The following is a 23,801-nucleotide window of genomic DNA, read 5'->3' as shown; positions in this document are numbered from 1 at the left end:
CGCGCCAAGGTCCATGGGGTTGCCGGCCAGCGGCCGGCACTACCGGGATGCGCTCCAAGGTCCATGGGGTTGCCGGCCAGCGGCCGGCACTACCGGGATGCGTGCCAAGGTCCATGGGGCTGCCGGCCAGCGGCCGGCACGACCGGAGGCGGTCAGAAGCGGTTGTCGCCGTCCAGCATCCGGCCCAGGCCGCCCAATACCGAACCCTCGCCGCGGTTCTGGCCACCGCCCTGCGGCGCGGCCATCCACATGCGGCCAGCCAGGCGCGAGAACGGCAGCGACTGCAGCCAGACCTTGCCTGGGCCGGTCAGCGTGGCCAGGAACACGCCCTCGCCGCCGAACAGCATGCTCTTGATGCCCGCAACACGGCGCACGTCCATGTCCACGGTCGGGTGGTAGGCCACCACGCAGCCGGTATCCACGTCCAGGCGCTCGCCGGCAGCCAGCTCGCGTTCCACCACACAGCCGCCGGCGTGGATGAACACCCAGCCGTCGCCTTCCAGCTTCTGCATGATGAAACCCTCACCACCGAACAGGCCGGTCATGATCTTGCGCTGGAACTGCACGCCGATCTGCACGCCGCGCGCACCGGCCAGGAAGCTGTCCTTCTGGCAGATCAGGCGGCCGCCGTGCTGGTCCAGTTTCATCGCCAGCACCGTGCCCGGGTAGGGCGCGGCGAAGGCGACCTTGCCCTTGCCGTGCCCGCTCTGCGTGTAGACGGTGGCGAACAGGCTCTCGCCGGTCAGCACGCGCTTGCCGGCGGCCATCACCTTGCCCATGAAGCCGCCGCCCTGGTCGCCGTTGGCGGCGCCGAACACCGTGTCCATCTGTACCGTGGCGTCCTTGAACATCAATGCGCCGGCCTCGGCGATGGCGCTCTCGCCGGGGTCGAGCTCGATCTCCACGAACTGCATTTCATGGCCGACGATGCGGAACTCGATGTCGTCGGCGCGGCCGCTGGCGCCGACGGGGACCGGCGGTGGGGTGTTGGGCATGCCCGGGGCCACCGCCTGCAGCTCGGCCACCTCGGCGATCGGTGTCCACCCGCTCATGCCCTGGCACCAGGCCAGCGCGCGCGGATTGGCCTGCGCGTAGCGGCGCGCGGCCTCGTCATCAAGCGGGCCGATGCGCTCGGCCTGGGCGGAGGCATGGAAGTACCACTGGGTCATGGCGGCGGGTCCGTCGCGTTGGAAACCCCGAGTCTAGCGAGCGCCCGGGGCGCCGGCGACGGGGCCATGAACGGCGGGCATTTGCGGCGTAGGTGCTGTATTGCAACAATTATCTGGTAGCGCCGTTTTACCACCCCTCCAAACACAGCCTACCGCCATGTCCCCGACCCGTACTTCCCGTGGCCGCCTTCCGGTCGCGCGCCCCCTCGTTGCCGCTCTTTCCGCCCTGCTGCCGCTGGTAGCAGCCGCTCAGGAAACCCCCGCCGCCAAGGATCCGGTTGCCCTCGATGCCCTGCAGGTGACCGCGCAGCGCCGCGTCGAGAACGCCAAGGACGTACCGGTCGCACTGAGCGCGATCCAGGGCGAGAAGCTGGATGTGCTCGGCTCGGCCGGCGATGACATCCGCTTCCTGGCCGCGCGCGTGCCCAGCCTCAACATCGAGTCGTCCTACGGCCGTGCCTTCCCGCGCTTCTACATCCGCGGCCTGGGCAACACCGATTTCGACCTCAATGCTTCGCAGCCGGTGTCGCTGGTGTATGACGACGTGGTGCAGGAAAGCCCGCTGCTGAAGGGCTTCCCGCTGTTCGACCTGGCCAACGTGGAAGTGCTGCGTGGCCCGCAGGGCACGCTGTTCGGCCGCAACACCCCGGCCGGCGTGGTCAAGTTCGATTCGGCGCGACCGTCGCAGGATGCCGACGGCTACGTGCGCGTGGGCTACGGCAGCTACAACAGCTGGAACGTGCAGGGCGCCTACGGCGGCCCGCTGACCGACCGCTGGTCGGCACGTGTCTCGGCGATCTACCAGCGCCGCGATGACTGGGTCGACAACACCCGCGCCGGTGCCCCCAACAGTGGTTTCGAAGGCTATGACGAAGCCGCCGGCCGCGTGCAGTTCCTGTACGAAGGCGACGACTTCGAAGCGCTGTTCAACCTGCACAAGCGCAAGCTCAACGGCACCGCCCGCCTGTTCCGCGCCAACATCATCCAGAAGGGTGGCAATTCGCTGGTCGAGAACTTCGACCGCGACAAGGTGGCCAACGACGGCGTCAACTTCTCCGACCTGGAAACCTGGGGCGGCAGCGCGCGCCTGCAGTGGAACCTCGGCTCGGTGACGTTGCATTCGATCACCGGCTACGAGACCGCCGAATCGCTCAACCGTGGCGACATCGACGGCGGCTACGGTGCGGCCTTCCTCGGTGCCGGCAACTACGGCCCGGGCCTGATTCCATTCTCGTCGGAGTCGGCCGACGGCCTGCCGCACCACCGCCAGTGGACGCAGGAAGTGCGGATCGAGTCCAACGAGTGGGGCCGCTTCGACTGGCAGGCCGGCGTCTTCTACTTCGATGAAGACGTGACCATCAACAACTTCAACTACGACTCGCTGACCCCGGGCAATCCACAGACCGGCCACGTGGTGCAGAACCAGCGCAACAAGGCGTGGGCGGTGTTCGCTTCGGGCGACTTCGATGTCACCGATCGCTTCAAGCTGCGCGCCGGCGTGCGCTACACCCAGGACAAGAAGGACTTCAGCGCCAGCGTGCTGCAGGCCGTTCCGTTCGGCACCCCGGTCAGCGGCCCGTACCTGGCCAACACCGACGTCAACGACGTCAGCTGGGATGTCAGCGGCGTCTACAAGCTGACCGACGACATCAACGCCTACGCCCGCGTGGCCAAGGGTTTCCGCGCACCGTCGATCCAGGGCCGCCTAGCCTTCGCGCCGGGCCTGTCGCAGGCCGACTCGGAGAAGGTCCTCTCGTATGAAGCCGGCATCAAGGCCGACCTGTTCGAGCGCCGCGCGCGCCTGGGCCTGAGCGTGTTCCGCTACAACGTCGATGGCCAGCAGCTGATCGCGGTGGGTGGCAGCAACAACACCGCCACCCTGCTCAACGCCGACAAGACCATCGGCCAGGGCGTGGAACTGGACCTGGAAGCCTACCTGGCCGACAACGTCCTGCTGACCTTCGGCAGCAGCTACAACGACACCGAGATCAAGGACAAGGATCTGGCGGTGGCGATCTGCGGCGGTGGCTGCACCATCAACGACCCGACCACGGTGATCAACGGCCAGACCTATGCGCTGGTGAACGGCAACCCGCTGCCGCAGGCGCCGAAGTGGATCCACAACGCGACCCTGCGCGTGGGCTTCCCGCTCAGCGATGGCAGCGAGCTGTACGCCTACACCGATTGGGCCTACCGCAGTGCGGTGAACTTCTTCATCTACGAGTCGCCGGAATTCCGCGGCCGTAGTTCGCTGGAAGGCGGCCTGCGCCTGGGCTACAACTGGGATTACGGCCAGTACGACGTGGCCGTGTTCGGCCGCAACCTGACCAACCAGACCCGCGTGGTCGGCGCGATCGACTTCAACAACCTGACCGGCTTCCTCAACGAGCCGCGTACCTGGGGCGTGGAGTTCACCGCGAAGTTCTGATGCGGTGGCTGCGTTGATGCAATGAAAAAGGGCCGGCGCAATGCCGGCCCTTTTTCCTTACGCCCATTGTAGTGCCGGCCGCTGGCCGGCAACGAGTGATCCGGCGCGCGCTTACAGCGCGCTCTGCGGGCGCACCTTCAGCACCGCGTTCTCGGTAGTGCAATCGCGGCTGGAGTGCAGGCCGGCCTTGCGTGCGGCCGCGATTTCCTTGCGTGCGGCCAGCAGGTCCTTGTTGAATGCAGCGTTGTCGTGCAGGCGGGCCACCGCGGCGGCGCCCATGAAGCGGCCTTCGAGGATGTCGCTCTGCCAGTGCACGTTGCAGACCAGGCGGCTCTCGCCGTAGTTGCGGCCACGGGCCTGGATGGCATCGGCGCGGTCCGGCGCGATCTCGGACAGGATCAGTGCCCAGGCCCAACCGATCGAGGTGTGGCCGGACGGGTAGGAACCGTTCTTGCGCAGGCCTTCCTCGTCCTTCGGCGAGCAGGTCGGTTCACCATTGACCATGAACGGGCGCGGGCGCTGGTAGTGGTTCTTGGCCGCCTTGGTCGCCGCACTGGCGTCGATCCGGCTGCGCTCCAGCAGGCGATACAGCGCCGGGGTCTTCACCGCATCGACGTCGATGTCGGCGGCGCAGGAGAAGTGGTTGGCGCCTTCGGGGAAACCGAGTTCCGCATCGACACCGGCCTGGGCGAAGCGCGGGCTGCCACGCAGCGCGCGGGCTTCACGGCTGACCTGCTCGTCCAGGGCGAGCGCGGCCGAACCGGCCACCGGTGGTGCCGGTACCAGGTCGAGGCTGGCCGGAACCGCGCTCTTGTCCAGATAGCCCACCGCCTTGGTGGTGATGTTGGCTTCGACGGCGGTCGGCTTGGTGGCGGTGGCGGCACAACCGGCCAGGGCCGCGACGACGGCAAGGCCGAGCAGCGGGCGGGCAGGGTGGGAAATCAGCGACATGGACAGGCTCCGGGAGAGAAAACAACGCGCCATGATCGCAGCCCCCATACGACACTGCAGTGGCCATCGGTCATACGGCCAGACCCGGCATGGTCATTGTCGCGATATGAAAAGCGTCATCGTTTGACGTCAGTCTCCTGATTCCGGGCGCAGCGCACGGACTTTCACGCCGCTGCACCGCGAGCATCGGCACAACGGCAAGCGCCAGGGCCGTCCAGTTCCAGCCGGGTCGGGGGGGATCCGAAGACAGAGGGAGAGAAGCGATGCGCAGCACCGCAACAGGAAGTACCGTCCTGGCCCTGCTCCTCGGGCTTGCAACAGCGCCGGCGCAGGCCGCCGACGTGGTCGGCGTGGCCTTCGTGCATGGCACCGGCGCGCAGACCAACGCCACCCAGGACTACTGGCAGCCGGCGATCATCGACACCGTGCGCCAGGGCCTGCCGAACAGCAGCAACTACGTGGTCATCAACTGTGACTTCACCCAGTACATGTGGAAGCCCGAAGCTGCCGGTTGCCTGGCCAACCAGCTGACCAGCTTCATCGACAGCCGTGGCATCACCCAGCTGGTGGTGATCACCCATTCCAACGGCGGCAATGTGGTGCGCTGGATCCTGTCCAACCCGACCTACGACAGCCGCTATCCGAAGATCATCCGCACGGTGCGCAAGGTCACCGCGCTGGCACCTTCCTCGGCGGGTACGCCGTTGGCCGATGCGGTACTCAACGGCAACACCTTTGAAACCTCGCTGGGCTGGCTGCTGGGCTACAAGAACGACGCGGTGCGCCAGCAGCAGGTGGCGAGCATGGCCACCTACAACGCGCAGAACCTGTATGGCACGGCCGGTCGCCCAGCGCTGCCCAAGCCGTTCCGCGCGGTGGTCGGTAGCGACGTGGAATCGGCGGTGTGGGACAGCAACAGTTACTGCGGCGGCTATGCCGCCAACGTCGGCCTGGAGTTCACCCAGAACTGGCTGTCGTCCTGCTCCGATGGCTTCCTGGAGTGCAGCAGCCAGAAGGCCGCCGGCACCACCTGGTTCACCGACAAGGCGCGTACCCAGGGCGCAGAACCGCTCAGCCACAACCAGAGCCGCCGCGAGTGCTTCGGCCTCGGCACCCTGCTGCGCAACGACCTGACCCAGTGAGGGAGACGACCATGACGATTCAATCCACCCTGCTGGCCGGCGCCGTGCTGGCAGCACTGTCCCTTTCCGCAGCGCAGGCCGCGCAGCCGCTGCAGGCCGCCCGCGCAGGCGACCAGGTGCCCGCGGCGCTGGTTGCCGCGCCGTTGCCGGCCGATGACAGCGAACGCGCACCGCTGTCCTTCGCCTGGGCCTTGGACCCGGCGCAATCGTTGCAGGCGGCGACTCCGTATGCCTCGGTCAGCCGCAGCTACTGGCAGCAGGTCGATGGCACGCAACTGCAGCGCGGCCTCGATCTACCGCTGACGGCCGCCGATGCGGTGATCCAGCTGAGCCCGGCAGAAGGCGCGCGTGCAGTGCCGGCCAACTCGCTGCAGGTGCGCGACCCGGCAGGCCGCAGCAGCGTGGCCCGCAGTGTCGACGCGCGCGCGCTGCAGGAGGCCGGTATGCCGGTGAGTGATGGCAGCAGCATGCTGCGTACCGGCGCGACCAGTGCGGCCGGTGCGTACACGCTGCAGAGCGCGCAGGCACAGGGCCGCTACGTGGTGCAGGTACTGGAGCCGAACAGTCCGCTGCGGCTGGAGGTGCAGGCCAACCAAGGGCAGGTGCTGGCCGGTGGCAACCTGCAGCTGCAGGCGCGCCTGCTGGAAGACGGCGCTACTCCCGCAACGCTGGCCTCACGCCGCAGCAGCCTGGGCGGTGAAGCGTTGCTGGTTGCGCCGGACGGCCGCAGCTGGCCGCAGCGCCTGCTGCGCACCACCGATGGTGCCCTGCGTGCGCAGGTGCGGATTCCGGCTGATGTCGGCAACGCGCAGGGGTTGTGGGAGCTGCAGGTGTTCGCCCAGGCCGATGGTGTGTTGCGCGATGGCAAGGTCGCCTTCGCGGTGGCGCGTCCGACCGCGCGCTTCAGTGGCCAGGCGGCGCCGGACCCGGCCAGTCGACAGGTCGCACTGCCATTGCAGGTAGCCGCCGCTGGCCGCTACGAGGCGCGTGGCACGCTGTATGCCACCGGCCGCGATGGCCAGCTGAAGCCGGTCGCGCAGGCGCATGCGGCCGCGTGGTTCGATGGTCCGGGGCGTGGCCAGCTGGTGCTGCCGTTCGACCAGGCCGCATTGCCGGCCGGTTTCGGTGCGCCGTATGAGCTGCGCGACCTGCAGCTGCAGGATCAGAGCCGGATGGCACCGATCGAGTCACGCGCGCTGGCGTTGAGGTTCTGAGCAAGGCGGTGGCGGGCCGGAACATCCGGCCCGCTGCACCGGCATGGCGACGGAATGGCATCGCGACGGGAATGGCGTGACGGCGGGAATGACATCACGACGGGAATGACACCACGACGGGGTAGAGTCGGTCTCCCAGGCCTGTCGGTTTCCAGGCTCCTTGTTTCCCCCGAGGGCTCCGCCTCACCCCGCGTACGCGGTCAGCCGGCCTTCCTGCTCGCACACGGTGATCGGGCCACCGAACACCGCCGACAGCGGCGCGCTGCGCAGCAGTTCGGCGCGGGTGCCATCAGCCAGCACACGGCCGTCGCGCAGCAGCACCACGCGTTCGATCTCGGGAATGATCTCTTCGATGTGGTGGGTCACCAGCACCAGGGTGATGCCCTGTTGGGCGAGCACCCGCATGGTCGCCACCAGCTGCTCGCGGGCGACCAGGTCCAGCCCGGTGGAGGGTTCGTCCAGCAGCAGTGCCTGCGGCCGATTGACCAGCGCGCGGGCGATCAGCACGCGGCGGGTCTCGCCGGCCGACAGCTCGGCATAGGCGCGTTCGCGCAGGGACAGGGCGCCGGTCATCGCCAGTGTCTCGCCGACGCGCGTGCGCATGTCGGCGGTCACTTCGCGGAAGGCCGGCACCACGTAGCTGGCGAAGAAGCCGGACAGCACCGCCTGTTCCACGGTCAGCCCGGGCATGTCGGCCAGGTTGCTGCTGAGGTCGCCGGTGACGATGCCCAGCTGCGAACGCAGCCGGTCCACCTGCCAGCGGTTCTGGCCCAGCACCTTCACCGCCACCGAGCCGTCTCCCTGTGCAAGGGGATACAGTTCGCGGGTGATCAGCTTGATGAAGGTCGACTTGCCGCAGCCGTTGGGGCCGAGCAGGGCGGTGTGCTGGCCCTGCGCAATGCGCAGGCTGAGCCCGTGCAGCACCTTCACCTGGCCGCGCACCACGGTGGCGCGGTCCAGTTCGATCAAGGGGGGCAGCTCCGCTAGGGGCGGGGCGGCGGTCATGGTGCTGGCGCGTGGATCAAGGCTCGACAACTCAGGTCCCCAACTGTGAACGGTGCCACGGATGACGGTGGCAATCACCGCCGCAGGGATGCAGTTTGCAACGCAAGCGCCCATGATGTCTGCCATCCCCGCGTCGATACGGAGAGCCGCCATGCCCGATGCCCTGATGTCCCTGTTGACCGGTGGTGTGCTCGGCCTCGGCTGGTGGGCCATGCTGGGCGTGCTGCTGGTCTTCACCCAGATCACCATCTTCTCGGTGACCCTGTACCTGCACCGCAGCCAGGCCCATCGCGGCGTCGATTTCCACCCGGCGCTGGCCCACGTGTTCCGTTTCTGGCTGTGGCTGACCACCTCGATGATCACCCGCGAGTGGGTGGCCATCCACCGCAAGCACCACGCCAAGGTGGAGACCGAGGACGACCCGCACAGCCCGGTCACCCGCGGCATCGGCACGGTGTTCTGGCATGGCGTGGAGCTGTACCGGGAGGCACGCGGCATGCGCGCGGACATCGAGCAGTACGGGCGCGGCACCCCGGATGATGCGATCGAGCGCCACCTGTATACCCCGCACGCCACGCTGGGCCCGGTGCTGCTGCTGGCGATCAACAGCGTGCTGTTCGGCCTGCCCGGCGTGGCCCTGTGGGCGATCCAGATGGCGTGGATCCCGTTCTGGGCCGCGGGCGTGGTCAATGGCCTGGGCCACTGGTGGGGCTACCGCAACTACGAATCGGCCGATACCTCCACGAACCTGACGCCGTGGGGGTTCTGGATCGGTGGTGAGGAGCTGCACAACAACCATCATGCCTTCCCCAGTTCGGCGCGCTTTGCGATGCGGCGCTGGGAATTCGACATCGGCTGGAGTGCGATCCGCCTGCTGCAGGCGCTGCGCCTGGCCAAGGTGCTTCGCGTTGCACCGGCCATGGACGTACGCCCGAACATCGCCGTGCCCGATGCCGAGACCCTGAAGGCGCTGCTCTCGCACCGCTTCCAGGCGATGACCGACTACCAGCGCAACGTGTTCATGCCGGCCCTGCGCGAGGAAGCCGCCCACGCTGGGGCCAAGCTGCGGCGCCTGCTGCCGCGCCGGCTGCGCCGTGGCCTGGTCAACGATGGCCGCTGGCTGAAGCCGGACAGTCGTGCCCAGCTCAGCGCATGGGTGGCACAGCGCCCGCGCATCCGCACCCTGGTCGAGTACCGCGCGCGATTGGCCGCGTTGCTGGAAGCCCGAGGCCACGACGCCGCCGAGCGCCTGCACCAGCTGCAGGCCTGGTGCCGCGAGGCTGAGGAAAGCGGAATCGCGGCGCTGCAGGCCTACGCTGCGCGATTGAAGGGCTACAGCCTGGTGGGCGCGTGAGGGCAGGGTACGGCGTTCTGCTGGCGGTGCTGCTGCCGGGTGCGGCGCTGGCCCAGGTCACCGATACCACCAGCTACCTGCAGCGGATGGACAGCGATGGCGACGGCAAGGTCAGCGAGGCCGAGTACGTGCAGTGGATGCTGTATGCCTTCGACCGCATGGACCGCAATGGCGATGGCGTGCTGAGCGCCGAGGAGCTGCCCGGTGGCAAGGGCAGGGCGATCCGCCGCGAGCAGCAGCGGCAGGTGATCGTGCAGCGCTTCCACAAGCAGGATGCCAACGGTGATGGCGTCCTGGATGCCCGTGAACTGGCGGCGCCGCCACGCTGAGCGGGCGTAGAATCGGTTCATGCCTGAACTGCCCGAAGTCGAAACCACCCGCCGCGGCCTGGCGCCGCACCTGCAGGGCCGCCGCGTGCATGGCGTGATCCTGCGCCGCGCCGACCTGCGCTGGCCGATTCCGCCGGAAGTGGCCGAGCTGCTGCCGGGGCAGCGCATCGAGGACATCCGCCGTCGCGCCAAGTACCTGCTGCTGGACACCGCCATCGGCAGCGCCGTGCTGCACCTGGGCATGTCCGGCAGCCTGCGCGTGCTGCCCGGCGACACCCCGCTGCGCGCGCACGACCATGTGGATATCAGCCTGGACAACGGCCGCCTGCTGCGCTTCAACGACCCGCGCCGCTTCGGCAGCCTGCTGTGGCAGCCGGCCGGCGAAGTCCACCCGCTGCTGCAGGGGCTGGGCCCGGAGCCGCTGGACGATGCCTTCGAGGGGGACTACCTGTTCGCCCGCAGCCGTGGCCGCAGCGCGCCGGTGAAGACCTTCCTGATGGACCAGGCGGTGGTGGTGGGCGTGGGCAACATCTACGCCGCCGAGAGCCTGTTCAAGGCCGGCATCAGCCCGCTGCGCGAGGCCGGGAAGATCTCGCGCGAGCGCTACCAGCGGCTGGCCGATGCGGTGAAGGAGATCCTCGGCTACGCCATCACCCGTGGTGGCACCACCCTGCGTGACTTCATCAGCCCCGATGGCGCGCCGGGCTACTTCGAGCAGGAACTGCTGGTGTACGGCCGTGACGGGCTGCCCTGCCCGAACTGTGGCCGCGCGTTGAAGCACGCCACCATCGGCCAGCGCGCCAGCGTCTGGTGCAGCCACTGCCAGCGCTGAGGCAGGTGGCCAGCGGCAGCTGAACGGGCAGGGCACGTCTCCGCTGCCCGTTAACGTTTGTCTGCCTATGATGGCCGACCTTCCCCTCTGTGCCTGACGCGCCTGCATGCAACGACGCGACTTCATCCGCAATGCCTCCCTCGCCCTGGCTGCATTCGGCCTGCCGTCCCTGCCCGCGTGCGCGGCCAGCAGGAGCGGCCAGATGGGCCTGCGCCGCCTCGGCCAACCGCAGCCGTTCGACTTCGCCACCCTGAAGGGCCAGGCGCGCGCGCTGGCACAGGCGCCCTACAAGAGCCACAAGCGGGTGCTGCCGGGCCGCCTGGAAGGGCTGGACTGGGACCAGTACCAGTCGATCGGTTACCGCCAGGACCATGCGCTGTGGGCCGACCAGCCGGGCAAGTTCCAGGCCAAGTTCTTCCACCTGGGCCTGTACTTCCATTCGCCGGTGCGCATGTTCGACGTGGTCGACGGCAAGGCGCAGGAGCTGGCCTATGACGGCGCGGCCTTCAACTACGGCAAGAGCGGCATCAAGGACGGCGAGCTGCCGGCCGATCTCGGCTTCGCCGGTTTCCGCCTGAACACCCGCAAGGACACCGATCGCGATTTCGCCGCCTTCCTCGGCGCCAGCTACTTCCGCGCGGTCGGCAAGGAAGGCCAGTACGGCCAGTCCGCGCGTGGCCTGGCAATCGATACCGGCATGGGCAAGCCGGAGGAATTCCCGGACTTCATCGCCTATTACCTGGAACAACCCTCGGCTGATTCGGACACGATCGTGGTCTACGGCCTGCTGGATTCGCCCAGCGTGGCCGGCGCCTATCGCTTCGCGATCACCAATGGCGACGTGCTGCTGATGGACATCGACAGCGCGCTGTACCCGCGCAAGGCGATCGAGCGGTTGGGCATCGCCCCGTGCACCAGCATGTACCAGGTGGGCGAGAACGACCGCCGCATGGCCTGGGACTGGCGCCCGGAGATCCACGACACCGACGGCCTGTCGCTGTGGACCGGTGCCGGCGAATGGATCTGGAGGCCGCTGCTGAACCCGCGCAACCTGCGCTTCAACATGTTCGTGGACCGCAACCCCCGCGGCTTCGGCCTGCTGCAGCGCGACCGCAACTTCGACCATTACCAGGACGACGGCGTGTTCTACGAGAAGCGCCCGTGCCTGTGGGTGGAGCCGAAGGGCGAATGGGGCGAGGGCTCGGTGCAGCTGGTGGAGATCCCCACCGTGGATGAAACCTTCGACAACATCGTGGCGTTCTGGAACCCGAAGGAAAAACCGCAGCCGGGCCAGGAACTGCTGGTCGGCTACCGCCTGTACTGGGGTGCCGAACCGCCGGCACGGCCGCCGCTGGCGCACTGCGTGGCCAGCCGCACCGGCCTGGGTGGCGTGGTCGGCAAGAAGCGCGAGTACTTCAGCTGGCGCTTCGCGGTGGACTTCGAAGGTGGCGAGCTGGCCAGGCTGATCGACAAGGGCGAGGTCGAGGCGGTGGTGGAAGCCAGCCGCGGCCGGGTCGAGATCGTGTCGGCGCGTCCGCTGCGCGAGATCAACGGCTACCGCGCGATGTTCGACCTGGTGCCGCCGGAGGGCAGTACCGAGCAGATCGACATCCGCCTGTTCCTGCGCAGTGGCGGCAAGACCCTGACCGAGACCTGGCTGTACCAGTACACCCCGCCGCCGGCGGGTGCGCCGGAGCGCACGCTGTACTGAGTGGTTTGGGATTGCAGGGCTTGCAGCCCTGCACCTGCAGAGGCCAGAGCCGAAGCAACGGCAGAAGCTGGTTTCCTGTGGGGAGGCGGGGTGGGTCCGGTGGCGGGAGACGCCGTAAACCCGTCCATGGGGGCTTGGCCGCGGCATCCATGCCGCGGACACTCCCGCCACCGGACCCACCCCGCCTTCGACAGACCTCCGCGATCTGTCGGAGCACGGGGTCGGATCCCGTTGCTGCGCAACGGGCTCTGACCCCAGATGAATTTCGATAGATGAATTTCGATATCTGACAGATGTGCCGACCAACGGTCGGCACCCACCAACAGCTGCGGGATTCTGTCAGAGGTGGGGCGGTGTCGGAGTGCGGGGTGTCAGCCGCATGGATGCGGCTGCCAAGCTTACAAGGACGTACTTGCAGCGTCCCCGCAGTCCGACACCGCCCCGCCATCACACGCAATGCCAGCTCTTGCTGTTGCTGTTGCTGTTGCCGGCCAGCGGCCGGCACTACCGCGGGTGCAGGGCTGCAAGCCCTGCACAAGACCCCCCCCTTACAGCGGCAGGGGCGCCTGCGCCGGATCGATCCGCCCCTCACCGCGGGTGATCTTCTTGAACTCGGCACGGCTGACCGACACGTAGCGGTCGTTGCCACCGATCTCCACCTGCGGGCCATCCTTCACCGCATGGCCATGCTCGTCCACGCGCACGGTCATCGTCGCCTTCTTCCCGCTGTGGCAGATGGTCTTGATCTCCTGCATCTCGTCGGCCCAGGCCAGCAGGTACTGGCTGCCCTCGAACAGCTCGCCGCGGAAATCGGTGCGCAGGCCGTAGCACAGCACCGGAATGCGCAGCTGGTCGACCACCTCGCTGAGCTGCCAGACCTGGGCGCGCGTGAGGAACTGCGCTTCATCCACCAGCACGCAGCCCATCGGGCCGTTGGCGGCCAGGTCCTGTTCGACCCAGTGCTGCAGGTCGGTGTCACGGTCGAAGGCCATGCCGTCCGCACGCAGGCCGATACGCGAGGCCACCACGCCGGCGCCGGCACGATCATCCAGGCGCGGGGTCAGGATCGCCACCCGCATGCCGCGTTCGCGGTAGTTGTGCGCGCTCTGCAGCAGGGTCGTGGTCTTGCCGGCGTTCATCGCCGAATAGTAGAAATAGAGCTTGGCCATCGGCCAATTCTAGTCGTCCACCGCCTTGTCGTCGCGGACCGCGTCCGGCCGTCCTATCTCGACGCTGGGGGTCAGCGCGGGGCGCCAGTAGTTGTCCTGCAGGCACCAGTAGTCGGCGGCGCGCCAGTAGTCGTTGTCGTAGACGATGCTGCCCGGCGTCACGATGCTGCGCCAGAACAGGTCCGGATGGGCATCGAAGAAGCCTCCGGTCAGGACGGTAGGCGGGATCTGCCGCGGGGCCTCCACCGGGCATTCCCTGGCGGTCACGGCAGCGGCCATCGACAGGCCCAGCAGCAGGCAGAAGCGTGGAGCGTGCTTCGCTTTCATACTTGATCGCCCTCCTGGCAATGACCATGGAATACGAACGTCAGCGCCCCGCGCCTCCCACGGGGCTGAGTGGGCCGACCTCGACGCTGCGGCCGCGGAACTCCTGTTCCCAGATGCGGTCCTGCATGCACCAGTACGCTGCAGGGTCCCAGTACGCATCCCGATAATAGTCATCGCCGCGGGTCGGCCAGCCGGCTTCGGGGCCGTCGGACAGCTCCACCTGCAGCATCGAGCTGACCCAGCCGGTACGGCTGCCGGTCATGCGGCTGCGGTCCACGCGCATGGCAGCCTCCATGCGCGGCTTGGCCGTGGCATCGCCGTAGGCCGCATACAGCGCCGTTCCTTCGGCGAGCACCCGTTGCCGCTGCGCGGCATCCAGGCGGTTCCAGTAGCGCTCGCGCTCCAGCAGCAGGTCGCGGTAGCCGCGTTCGGCGGCCAGGTCCATCCAGATGTAGGCCAGCACCGGATCAGGGGCGGTACCCGTGCCTTCCTGGTACATGCGCGCGACCAGCGACTGCGACAGCTTGTCGGCGTGCGCGGCCGCCCGCTTGAAACGCACCAGCGCATGATCGGGCCGGCCCTGGCGCCACGACTGCAGGCCCAGCTCGCGCCAGTGCAGGTCAGGATGAGCCTGCAGGAAGCCCGGGGTCATCAGCGCCGACCGCAACGATGCGCCAGCATCGGGCGCGCAGTCCGCACTGCGGGCAGCCAACGGCGCCAGCAGCAACAGCAGGGTGCCCAGCAGGGCGGCAAAGGCGGTCGGGCGCATGCACCTGGCTCCAGTGCTCCGGTGGCGAATCAATAGCTTAGGAACGGTGTGCATGCAAGTCAGGTCCGCCCGCTGCGGCCCCGCTACAATCCCATTCCCATGCACGGTCTCAATCCCCCTCAAGCCGCCGCCGTCCTGCACATCGAAGGTCCGTTGCTGGTGCTCGCCGGCGCGGGCAGCGGCAAGACGCGCGTGATCGTGGAAAAGATCGCCCACCTGATCGGCAGCGGCCGCTATCCGGCGCGCCGCATCGCAGCGATCACCTTCACCAACAAGTCGGCCAAGGAAATGCGCGAGCGTGTGGCCAAGCGCCTGCGCGAGCAGGACGCCGACGAGGTGACCATCTGCACTTTCCATGCGCTGGGCCTGAAGTTCCTGCAGATCGAACACGCGGCCGTGGGCCTGAAGCGTGGCTTCTCGATCTTCGATGCCGATGATGCCGCTGCGCAGATCAAGGACCTGATGTACGGGGCCAAGCCCGACGACATCGAGGACATGAAGAACCTGGTGTCGCGCGCCAAGAACGCCGGCCTGTCGCCCGAGCAGGCGATGGCCGCCGCGCGCAGCAACCGCGAGAAGGAAGCGGCCAGCGTCTACGAGCGCTACCAGCTGCGCCTGACGGCTTTCAATGCGGTCGACTTCGATGACCTGATCCGTTTGCCGGTGCAGATCCTGGAGGAAAATCCGGAGATCGCGCTGGCCTGGCGCGAGCGCATCGGCTACCTGCTGGTGGACGAATGCCAGGATACCAACGACGCGCAGTACCGCCTGCTCAAGCAGCTGGCCGGTGACAAGGGCAACTTCACCTGCGTGGGTGACGATGACCAGTCGATCTACGCCTGGCGCGGTGCCAACCCGGAAAACCTGCAGCAGATGGGGCGCGACTACCCTGCGCTGGAAATCATCAAGCTGGAGCAGAACTACCGCTGCTCCAACCGCGTGCTGCGCGCGGCCAACGCGCTGATCGCCAACAACCCGCATGAGCACCTGAAGAAGCTGTGGAGCGACCAGGCCGACGGTGAACGCATCCGCGTATGGGAATGCCGCAACAGCGAGCACGAAGCGGAAAAGGTCGCGGCCGAGATCGCCTTCGTGGCGCAGTCGCGCAACGTGCCGTGGAGTGATTTCTGCATCCTGTTCCGCGGCAACTTCCAGTCACGGCCGCTGGAAAAGGCGATGCAGCTGCTGCGCATCCCTTACCACCTGACCGGCGGCACCATGTTCCTGGAGCGCCAGGAAGTGAAGGACACGCTGGCATGGCTGCGGCTGCTGGTGAACCCGGACGACGACACCGCGTTCATGCGGGCGGTGCAGTCGCCCAAGCGTGACGTCGGTGCCGGCACGCTGGCCAGGCTGGCCGAACTGGCGCAGGAAAAGGACATGCCGATGGCGCAGGCCGCCGAGGCGATCGGCGCCCTGCAGCAGCTGCCGCCGCGCGCCGCCAACAGCCTGGCGCGCTTCACCGACATCCTGCGCGACCTGCGCGCGCAGATGCGTCAGGTCACCTCGGGCGACATGATCCGCAAGGTCGCCAAGGAATCCGGCCTGCTCAGCGAACTGCGCCAGCAGGCCAAGGAAGAGGCCAGCTACCAGCGCCGCGCCAACAACATCGAGGAACTGGCGCAGTGGTTCGAGGGCGGCCCGCGCGGCGCCACTGCCGCTGACCTGGCCGGCCAGCTGGCGCTGCTGTCACGCAGCGACAAGGACGAGGGTGGCAATCAGGTGCGCATGATGACCATGCACGCCTCCAAGGGCCTGGAGTTCCCGTATGTGTTCATCGTTGGCTGCGAGGACGGCGTGCTGCCGCACCAGGTGAGCCTGGACGAGGGCAACCTGCAGGAAGAGCGGCGGCTGCTGTACGTGGGCATCACCCGCGCCAAGATCCAGCTGTGGATGAGCTACAGCAAGCTGACGCGCAAGTTCGGCGAGCATGTGCGGCTGAAGCCGAGCCGGTTCTTCGAGGAGATTCCGGCCGAGGAGATCCAGCGCGATGGCGCTGATCCGGTGGCCGATGCGGCGCGCAAGAAGGAACGGGCGAGTGCGGGGTTGGCGGCGATCGAGGCGTTGTTCGACTAGGGCGCTCCAACGGCGCCGCCCCTCCGTGGTGGAGCACGCGTTGGTTCCGCAGTGTGGCTGATCGGGGTGGGTTCGCGGGGGACGCCGTGAACCCGTCCCTGGGGGCTTAGCCGCGCCATCCATGGCGCAGATACCCCCGCGAACCCACCCCGATCGGCCTCTGACAGATGCCGGGCGCTTCCTTCCACGGCAATGCAAAGAAAATCAAAAGCAGCAGCCGGGGTTGAGGCAGAATCGGGGTTTCGGCTGGAGGTCCACCTGTGCAACCGATCGAGAGTGAACGCCTGCGCCTGCGTGCCATCGAGCCTGATCGCGATGCGGCGCCGATGCTGGCGCTGTTGAATGATCCGGGCTTCGTGCGCTTCATTGGCGACCGCAATGTGCGCAGTGAGGAGCAGGCGCGGGACTACATCGCGCTGCGTGTGCTGCACAGCTATGCGTTGAATGGCTTTGGCATGTATGCCATCGAGCGGTTGTCCGACGGTGCCTGGCTGGGCAATGCCGGGCTGGTACGGCGTGATGGGCTGCCGGGTCCGGACATCGGCTATGCGGTGCTGTCGGAATTCGCCGGGCAGGGCTATGCCGGTGAGGCGGCGCGGGCAGTGTTCGCGCATGCGCGCGCTGGGCTGGGCCTGCAGGATCTGTATGGCATCACCGATCTGGACAACGTGGTGTCCGGGAAGATCCTGCTGGGGTTGGGCATGCAGGAGCGGGGGGTGATCCAGCTGCCGGGCGTGGACAGCCCGAGCCGGTTGTATGCGACGCCGGGTGCGGCGCAGGTCTGACCCCTGATGTTGGTAGGTGCCGACCGTTGGTCGGCACGATTCAGATGCAGTGCCGACCAACGGTCGGCACCCACCCCCTCAGCCGCGCAGTTCGGCCAGCTGCGCCTGCAGCTCGGCCACGGCCGCTTCCAGCTGGGCCACGCGCTCGGCCAGGCCCGGGTCGGCTGCATCGCTGTTGCCACCGCCGCTGCTGGCGTACCTGGCCGCCAGCGCCGCACCGTCCACTTCACCGCACAGCAGGTGCATGTAGCGGTCTTCGCGCTGCCCACTGGCGCGCGGCAGCACCACCAGCAGCGCGCGCTGCTGCAGGCGTTCGATGGCGTGGCGGGCGTCATCGGCGTCGGCGAAGCGGTGCAGGCGCTCGCTGCGCGTGATCAGTTCGCCCAGCGTCTGCGGCCCACGCAGCAGCAGCAGCGCCAGCAGCACGGTCTGCTGCCGGGTCAGGTCCAGCGCGGCCTGCAGGCGGTGCTCGTAGCGGTCCGCGCGCGAGGAGAAGTGCTGGCGGGCCAGGCCCAACGCCTCCAGCTGGCGCAGCGCGTGCTGCACGCTGCCGGCATCGATGTTCATCACCGGCTCGCGGGCAGTCTTCTGGTTGGCAGCCGACTGGGCGGCATTGACCGTCAGTGGATAGGTGTCCGGCGTGGTCGCCTCCTTTTCCACCAGGCAGCCCAGCAGGCGGGCCTGCACGGCGTCGAGCAGGGGGACGTCGGGGGTCTGGACGGAATCGGTCATGGCGGCCTCCGGAAGGGCAACGGGTCAACCGCCAAGCATAGCCGTCCCGGGGCCGCCTTTGCCGGTAAAATGCGCCGGTATATCTGATTGCCGGTGAATCCATGCGTCGTCCCGTTTCCCTGTCCCTGACCCTGCTCGCCACTGCGGCGCTGGGCCTGTCCGCCTGCAAGCGCGTGGATGCGCCTGCTGCCGAAGCCGCTGCCCCGGAGGCCCCGGCCGCCGCTGCCAAGGCTGATGGCGCGCTTGATGCGACCGCCAACGACAATCTCAACGCCGTGCTGTGGATGCAGCGCGCGCAGGAGTACAAGGCAATCACCGAGCAGACCTACCGCGCCGCCGCCGACCACCTGGACGCCGCGCTGAAGGAAGCGCACTGGGATGCGCTGGTGCCGGAGGAACGCGGCAACGAGGCCAAGGGCCTGAAGCCGGCCGTGGTGCTGGACGTGGATGAGACCGTGCTGGACAACTCGCCCTACCAGGCGCGCCTGGTGCGCGACGGCAAGGAATACGACGAGCTGAGCTGGGACCAGTGGGTGGCCGAAAAGAAGGCCAAGGCCATTCCGGGCGTGGTCGATTTCGCCAAGGCCGCCAACGCCAAGGGCGTAACCCTGCTGTACATCTCCAACCGCGCCGTGCACCTGAAGGACGCGACCCTGGCCAACCTGCGCGAGCAGGGCCTGCCGGTGGCCGATGACAGCGTGTTCCTGGGCCTGGGCACCGTGGTCGAAGGCTGCGAGCAGGCCGGCAGCGAGAAGAACTGCCGCCGCCGCCTGGCCGGGCAGAAGTACCGCGTGCTGATGCAGTTCGGCGACCAGCTGGGCGACTTCGTGGAAGTGACCGCCAACACCAACGAAGGCCGTGACGCCCTGCTGCAGCAGTACCACGACTGGTTCGGCGAGCGCTGGTGGATGCTGCCGAACCCGACCTACGGCGGTTTCGAGCCGGCGCAGTTCAACAATGACTACAGCCAGTCGCGCCAGGCCCGCCACGACGCCAAGCGCGCTGCCCTGGACTACGCGCCGTGAGCCGCGCGCCGCTGCCGCTGCGCGATGACGAGCGCCTGATCTTCGCGCTGGACGTGCCTGATCGCGCGCAGGCGCTGGAGTGGGTCGACCGCCTCGGCGACAGCGTGGCGTTCTACAAGATCGGCATGGAACTGCTGGCGTCGGGCGAGTACTTCCAGGTGCTGGACGAGCTGGCCCGCCGCGACAAGCGCGTGTTCGTCGACCTGAAGTTCTTCGATATCCCGGCCACTGCCGCGGCGGTGATCAAGCGCCTGTCGCAGTGGCCGGTCAGCTACGCCACCATCCACGGCTGGCACCCGGCGATGATGGAAGCCTGCGCCGCCGCCAACAGCAGCGACATGCGCCTGCTGGCGGTGACCGTGCTGACCTCGATGGGCCGCCCGGACCTGGCGCAGATGGGCATCGACCGTGAACCGGTGGACGTAGTGGTCGAACGCGCGCTGGCCGCGCAGGCGGCCGGTATCGATGGCGTGATCGCCTCGGGCCAGGAAGCCGGCCCGATCCGCGCCGCTACCGGCGCCGGGTTCTCGATCGTCTGCCCGGGCATCCGCCCCGGTGGCCCGGTCGGCGATGACCAGAAGCGTACCGTTGGCGTGGCCCAGGCCTTTGCCGATGGCGCCGATGCCATCGTGGTTGGTCGCCCGATCCGCCTGGCCACCGATCCGCAGGCCGCGGCGCGGGCCATCCAGCAGGAAATCGCGTCGGCGCTGGCTGCGCGCTGAGATTCCGTTGCGCAGGCTGCAGGCCCGAACGCCATCCCGACCCGCGCGGGATGGCGTTTCTGCATCCGTCCACCGAGCGGTTGTGCCCGAATCGCCGCAAAACCTGCCGTAGATTTCATGGCCTCCATGCCAGGCATCAGGATGATCAATAAAATCAATAATTTAGGCCGAACTACGTGAAGTGTTGCCTTAACTTGAGCGGCAGCGTAGGATCGCCGCCATCCGGTCCTCGGACCGGACATGTGCCACAACACTGTCCACCGGCCCTGCGCCGGTTTGAAGAGCCTGTGATCCCCGTGATCCCGGCTCTTTTTTTATTCCCATCAGTGACTTGCACAAGCAACAGCGGAAACCGTGACGTCCCGGCTTGCCGCTGTCACGTCACAGGCCGCAAGATGCGGACCGGTCCGGGGAGTCCGAGTGCATGAGCGTGGCAGTGCGAGGAAGGTCTGCGCGTGGATGGGGGCTGGCAGCCATGCTGCTGCTGGCCGTGGCGGCGTGTCGTGAATCGGCCCAGGACCCGGCCAAGCCGGCGGCCGAGCCGGTCGCGGCGGTGCAGGCCATGGCGCTGCGCCTGGCCGAGGACGATCTGGTCGGCTATGCAAAGCTGTCGGTACCGCCCAGCCAGTACCAGCGCCTGCAACAGGCCTGGACCGAAGGCCACAGCCAATGGCCGCTGACCGAACTGCCGCTGGGTGACCAGCTGCTGCCGATGCTGGCCGCACTGCGCAAGCCCAATGCCAGCGCCGAACTGCAGCGCAGCTTCGATCGCCAGCTGGCCGGACAGGCCGGCGCCGTTCGCCAGGCCGCACAATCGATGGGCAACTTCGGTGTGCAGTACCTGCGCCACCAGAAGGGTTATACGCCTGGCCAACAGGCGCATTACATCGCGCTGGTCGAAACCCTGGCCAGCTGGGCGCAGGGTGCCCCGATCAGTGACCGGGCCCGCGCACGCAGCACCATCGCCGCGCTGGTCGGCGCCGCCAACAAGGTCGGTTTCGACGACGAAGCCGGCCTGCAGGCCGCGGGCATGGAAGGCAGCCTGGCGCAGCTGGCGCCGTTCATCCACACCCTCAAGGCGGTGCTGGGCAGCTACGGGCTGGGCGTGGACGACGCGTTGCGCAGCGTGCGCGGCGAACTGCTGTCGGTGGAAGGTGACAACGCCCTGGTACGCCTGCGCTACGACCTCGCCGGTCGCGAGATGAGCCTGCAGCTGCCGCTGAGCCGCCGCGAAGGCCATTGGTACCTGACCCGCACTCTGGCCGATACCGACGCCCTGCTGCGCAAGGCCGATGCGGCCCGCGCCGCTGCGTCGCCGTCACCGGCTGAAGCCCCCGCCGAGGGTGGGGAAGCGGCGACGCCGCCGCCTAAGCCATAATGGCGCCGATGTCGAAACAGAACCCGCTGCCGTTCCCCGGCGAAGAATCCCAGTCGACGCCCGCCGATACGGTGCCGGCGTCCCCCTCGACCGGTACCGGCCCGAACCCGGTACCGCCGCCCGCGCACGCGCGTCCGGCCGGCCGACGCCCACTGTGGGCACGGTTGCTGGGCCGCCTGGTCGAGCCGTGGCTGTCGCTGAAGATCGAGCCGGAAGACCCGGGCCAGTACAACGATGGCCGCCCGGTCATGTACGTGCTGGAAGACTACGGCCTGTCCAACGCGCTGATCCTGGACAAGGCCTGCCGCCAGGCCGGCCTGCCGTCGCCGCTGGTGCCGCTGGCCGGTGACCCGACCGGCCGCAAGCGCGCCTACCTGGCGCTGTCGCGGCGCAGCTCCAGCAATTCGCTGATCCCCGAGCAGCGCGGTGCCAAGACCCATTCCGACTCGCTGGCCAAGGTCCTGCAGGCACATCGCGTGCGCGATGACCTGGACGTGCACCTGGTGCCGGTGTCGATCTTCGTCGGCCGCGCGCCGGACAAGCAGAGCGGCTGGTTCGCGGTGCTGTTCTCGGAAAACTGGGCGCTGGTCGGCCGCTTCCGCCGCCTGCTGGCGGTGCTGCTCAATGGCCGCAGCACCATCGTCCGCTTCGCGCCGCCGATCTCGCTGCGTTCCATCATCGACGAAGGCCTGGAGCCGGAACGCACGGTACGCAAGCTGCAGCGCGTGCTGCGCACCCATTTCCGCCGCATCCGTGAATCGGTGATCGGCCCCGACCTGTCGACCCGTCGCCTGCTGGTGGACCAGGTGCTGGCCGCCGAACCGGTGCGCGAAGCGATCGCCGCGCAGGCCAAGCGCGACAATTCGAAGACGGCCGATGCCTGGAAGAAGGCACACGCCTACGCCTGGGAAATCGCCGCGGACTATTCCAGCCCGGTGGTGCGCTCGGCCAGCTTCATGCTCAGCCACGTGTGGAACCGCATCTATGCGGGCGTGCTGGTGCACCATCTGGACAAGTTCAAGGCCGCCGCGCCGGGTCACGAAGTGGTCTACGTGCCCAGCCACCGCAGCCACATGGACTACCTGCTGCTGTCCTACCTGCTGTACGACCGTGGCATCGTGCCGCCGCACATCGTGGCCGGCATCAACCTGAACCTGCCGGTGGTCGGCACCCTGCTGCGCAAGGGCGGTGCGTTCTTCATCCGCCGCTCGATCCGTGGCAACGCGCTGTACTCGGCCGTGCTCAGTGAGTACGTCGCGCAGCTGGTGGCCGGCGGCTACTCGCTGGAGTACTTCGTCGAAGGCGGCCGCTCGCGTACCGGCCGACTGCTGCAGCCCAAGGGCGGCATGATCTCGATGACGCTGCGTGCGTTCCTGCGCCAGCCGCGCAAGCCGGTGCTGTTCCAGCCCATCTACATCGGCTACGAGAAGCTGATGGAAGGCGGCAGCTACCTGGACGAACTGTCCGGCCGGCCGAAGGAAAAGGAATCGATCTGGTCGCTGCTGTGGGGCATCCCGAAGGTGCTCAAGCAGAACTACGGCCAGGTGGTGGTGAACTTCGGCGAACCGATCGCACTGAACGACGTACTGGCCGAGAAGGCGCCGGAGTGGAAGGGCGAGGCGGTGTCCGAGGACGAGAAGCCAGCCTGGCTGTCGACCACGGTGGACACGCTGGCCGAACGCATCCAGGTGCGCATCAACGGCGCAGCTGACGTCAATCCGATCAACCTGCTGGCGCTGGCCCTGCTGTCCACGCCGAAGCACGCGATGGGCGAGGCCGACCTGATCGCGCAGATCGAGCTGTGCAAGACGCTGCTGGTCGAGATGCCGTATTCGGACCGGGTGACGGTGACCCCGCACTCGCCGGAGCGGATCATCGCCCACGCCGAGGAAATCAACGTCCTCACCCGCATCAAGCACCCGCTGGGCGACGTGCTCAGCGTCAGCGGCGATACCGCGGTGCTGCTGAGCTACTTCCGCAACAACGTGCTGCACCTGTTCACCGCCTCGTCGTGGGTGGCCTGCTGCTTCCAGAACAACCGCCGCATGAGCCGTACCGGCCTGGTCCAGCTGGGCCGCACGGTGTACCCGTTCCTGCAGGCCGAGCTGTTCCTGCCGTGGAGCGAGGACGAATTCGCACAGCGCATCGACCAGACCATCAACGTGTTCGTGCGTGAGGGCCTGCTGCAGAACGTCAATGACGACGACGGCGGCATCCTGGCGCGCAACACCGGGCAGACCGACGAGGTGTTCCGCCTGCGTGCGATCGGCCACTCGCTGCAGCAGGCGTTCGAGCGCTACTACATCGCCATTTCGGTGCTGGTGAAGAACGGCCCGGGCGTGCTGGGCGCGGCCGAGCTGGAAAGCCTGTGCCAGCAGGCGGCGCAGCGTCTGAGCCTGCTCTATGCACCGGCCGCGCCGGAGTTCTTCGACCGCACCCTGTTCCGCGGCTTCATCCAGAAGCTGCGCGAACTGCGCCTGGTGTGGCCGGACGAGAACAGCAAGCTGCTGTTCGACGAGCGCCTGGATGCCTGGGCCAAGGACGCCAAGTTCATCCTTGGCCGCGAACTGCGCCACACCATCGAACGGGTCAGCCCGGAAGCGGCACGCCCGGACGAGCCGGCGCCGCAGGATTGAAGGCAGCGCCGGGCCATGCGGTGGGTGTGGACCTTGGTCCACACCTC

Annotated in this window: 20 protein-coding genes; 13 read left to right on the top strand and 7 right to left on the bottom strand. The window is 67.9% G+C overall.

Features of this window, described 5'->3' with window-relative positions; translation table 11 throughout:
- Positions 1 to 152 precede the first annotated feature (152 nt).
- A complete protein-coding gene (locus AC5P6S_RS14945) occupies positions 153 to 1,169 on the bottom strand; it encodes a TIGR00266 family protein (RefSeq protein ID WP_005407480.1) in 1,017 nt (338 codons plus the stop codon).
- A 157-nt stretch (positions 1,170 to 1,326) separates the two neighbouring features.
- Here AC5P6S_RS14945 and AC5P6S_RS14940 point away from each other — a divergent pair, with 157 nt between their 5' ends.
- On the top strand, positions 1,327 to 3,597 hold the full coding sequence (locus AC5P6S_RS14940; RefSeq protein WP_012478680.1) for a TonB-dependent receptor: 2,271 nt from the start codon (positions 1,327 to 1,329) through the stop codon (positions 3,595 to 3,597).
- 111 nt (positions 3,598 to 3,708) lie between these two features.
- Here the strand turns inward: AC5P6S_RS14940 and AC5P6S_RS14935 are convergent, their stop codons facing one another.
- Positions 3,709 to 4,548 carry an acid phosphatase gene (locus AC5P6S_RS14935; protein WP_005411807.1) on the bottom strand — a complete coding sequence of 280 codons (840 nt, stop codon included), beginning with the start codon at positions 4,546 to 4,548 and terminating at the stop codon, positions 3,709 to 3,711.
- A gap of 263 nt (positions 4,549 to 4,811) precedes the next feature.
- On the opposite strand from AC5P6S_RS14935, the gene AC5P6S_RS14930 reads away from it, so the two are divergent.
- Complete coding sequence (locus AC5P6S_RS14930) at positions 4,812 to 5,690, top strand: lipase family protein (RefSeq protein WP_005407483.1); 879 nt, start codon at positions 4,812 to 4,814, stop codon at positions 5,688 to 5,690.
- Positions 5,691 to 5,701: 11 nt separating this feature from the next.
- Positions 5,702 to 6,904, top strand: a complete 1,203-nt coding sequence (locus AC5P6S_RS14925; protein ID WP_012478681.1) for a DUF4785 domain-containing protein — start codon at positions 5,702 to 5,704, stop codon at positions 6,902 to 6,904.
- Between the two features lie 183 nt (positions 6,905 to 7,087).
- Here AC5P6S_RS14925 and AC5P6S_RS14920 read toward each other — a convergent pair whose 3' ends face one another.
- Complete coding sequence (locus AC5P6S_RS14920; RefSeq protein ID WP_495204654.1) at positions 7,088 to 7,909, bottom strand: ABC transporter ATP-binding protein; 822 nt, start codon at positions 7,907 to 7,909, stop codon at positions 7,088 to 7,090.
- 151 nt (positions 7,910 to 8,060) lie between these two features.
- Here AC5P6S_RS14920 and AC5P6S_RS14915 point away from each other — a divergent pair, with 151 nt between their 5' ends.
- The 4 genes from AC5P6S_RS14915 (at position 8,061) to AC5P6S_RS14900 (ending at position 12,135) form a co-directional block, all read left to right on the top strand.
- Positions 8,061 to 9,263, top strand: a complete 1,203-nt coding sequence (locus AC5P6S_RS14915; protein ID WP_065183481.1) for a DesA family fatty acid desaturase — start codon at positions 8,061 to 8,063, stop codon at positions 9,261 to 9,263.
- Positions 9,260 to 9,592 (top strand): EF-hand domain-containing protein, encoded by a 333-nt coding sequence (locus tag AC5P6S_RS14910; protein ID WP_005411812.1) that lies wholly within the window; start codon positions 9,260 to 9,262, stop codon positions 9,590 to 9,592. The genes AC5P6S_RS14915 and AC5P6S_RS14910 overlap by 4 nt, the downstream gene beginning before the upstream one ends.
- Before the next feature lie 19 nt (positions 9,593 to 9,611).
- Entirely contained in the window at positions 9,612 to 10,424 is an 813-nt protein-coding gene (gene mutM / locus AC5P6S_RS14905) for a bifunctional DNA-formamidopyrimidine glycosylase/DNA-(apurinic or apyrimidinic site) lyase (protein WP_414498323.1), read from the top strand.
- Between the two features lie 106 nt (positions 10,425 to 10,530).
- Positions 10,531 to 12,135, top strand: a complete 1,605-nt coding sequence (locus tag AC5P6S_RS14900) for an OpgD/OpgG family glucan biosynthesis protein (RefSeq protein ID WP_012478684.1) — start codon at positions 10,531 to 10,533, stop codon at positions 12,133 to 12,135.
- A gap of 548 nt (positions 12,136 to 12,683) precedes the next feature.
- On the opposite strand, the gene AC5P6S_RS14895 is transcribed toward AC5P6S_RS14900, so the two are convergent.
- From AC5P6S_RS14895 to AC5P6S_RS14885, 3 genes are read right to left on the bottom strand one after another with little or no spacing between them, the layout of a single operon-like run.
- The gene (locus tag AC5P6S_RS14895; RefSeq protein WP_005407490.1) at positions 12,684 to 13,304 is read right to left on the bottom strand and encodes a thymidine kinase; all 621 of its coding nucleotides are present in this window, start codon (positions 13,302 to 13,304) and stop codon (positions 12,684 to 12,686) included.
- Between the two features lie 9 nt (positions 13,305 to 13,313).
- Positions 13,314 to 13,631 (bottom strand): hypothetical protein, encoded by a 318-nt coding sequence (locus tag AC5P6S_RS14890; protein ID WP_111174128.1) that lies wholly within the window; start codon positions 13,629 to 13,631, stop codon positions 13,314 to 13,316.
- 40 nt (positions 13,632 to 13,671) lie between these two features.
- Positions 13,672 to 14,400: an SEL1-like repeat protein gene (locus tag AC5P6S_RS14885; protein WP_111193565.1), complete on the bottom strand. Its 729-nt coding sequence runs from the start codon at positions 14,398 to 14,400 to the stop codon at positions 13,672 to 13,674.
- Positions 14,401 to 14,499: 99 nt separating this feature from the next.
- Between AC5P6S_RS14885 and AC5P6S_RS14880 the strand changes: the two genes are divergently transcribed.
- Positions 14,500 to 16,476: a UvrD-helicase domain-containing protein gene (locus AC5P6S_RS14880; RefSeq protein ID WP_414498365.1), complete on the top strand. Its 1,977-nt coding sequence runs from the start codon at positions 14,500 to 14,502 to the stop codon at positions 16,474 to 16,476.
- 260 nt (positions 16,477 to 16,736) lie between these two features.
- Positions 16,737 to 17,261, top strand: a complete 525-nt coding sequence (locus AC5P6S_RS14875; protein WP_005407495.1) for a GNAT family N-acetyltransferase — start codon at positions 16,737 to 16,739, stop codon at positions 17,259 to 17,261.
- Between the two features lie 78 nt (positions 17,262 to 17,339).
- Here AC5P6S_RS14875 and AC5P6S_RS14870 read toward each other — a convergent pair whose 3' ends face one another.
- Positions 17,340 to 17,993: a YceH family protein gene (locus AC5P6S_RS14870; RefSeq protein WP_111118364.1), complete on the bottom strand. Its 654-nt coding sequence runs from the start codon at positions 17,991 to 17,993 to the stop codon at positions 17,340 to 17,342.
- 101 nt (positions 17,994 to 18,094) lie between these two features.
- Here AC5P6S_RS14870 and AC5P6S_RS14865 point away from each other — a divergent pair, with 101 nt between their 5' ends.
- The 4 genes from AC5P6S_RS14865 (at position 18,095) to plsB (ending at position 23,754) form a co-directional block, all read left to right on the top strand.
- Entirely contained in the window at positions 18,095 to 19,018 is a 924-nt protein-coding gene (locus tag AC5P6S_RS14865; protein WP_021202272.1) for a 5'-nucleotidase, lipoprotein e(P4) family, read from the top strand.
- Positions 19,015 to 19,740 (top strand): orotidine-5'-phosphate decarboxylase, encoded by a 726-nt coding sequence (pyrF, locus tag AC5P6S_RS14860; protein ID WP_005411820.1) that lies wholly within the window; start codon positions 19,015 to 19,017, stop codon positions 19,738 to 19,740. Before AC5P6S_RS14865 ends, pyrF begins: the two co-directional genes overlap by 4 nt.
- A 424-nt stretch (positions 19,741 to 20,164) precedes the next feature.
- Positions 20,165 to 21,118, top strand: coding sequence for a hypothetical protein (locus tag AC5P6S_RS14855; RefSeq protein ID WP_005407499.1), 954 nt, complete (start codon positions 20,165 to 20,167; stop codon positions 21,116 to 21,118).
- Positions 21,118 to 23,754 carry a glycerol-3-phosphate 1-O-acyltransferase PlsB gene (plsB, locus tag AC5P6S_RS14850; RefSeq protein ID WP_005407500.1) on the top strand — a complete coding sequence of 879 codons (2,637 nt, stop codon included), beginning with the start codon at positions 21,118 to 21,120 and terminating at the stop codon, positions 23,752 to 23,754. Before AC5P6S_RS14855 ends, plsB begins: the two co-directional genes overlap by 1 nt.
- Positions 23,755 to 23,801: the final 47 nt, after the last annotated feature.

The organism is Stenotrophomonas sp. YJH_SMC_119 (genome assembly GCF_059368315.1).
The sequence above is the reverse complement of the archived record's forward strand: the minus strand, read 5'-3'. Positions and strand labels throughout refer to the sequence as shown.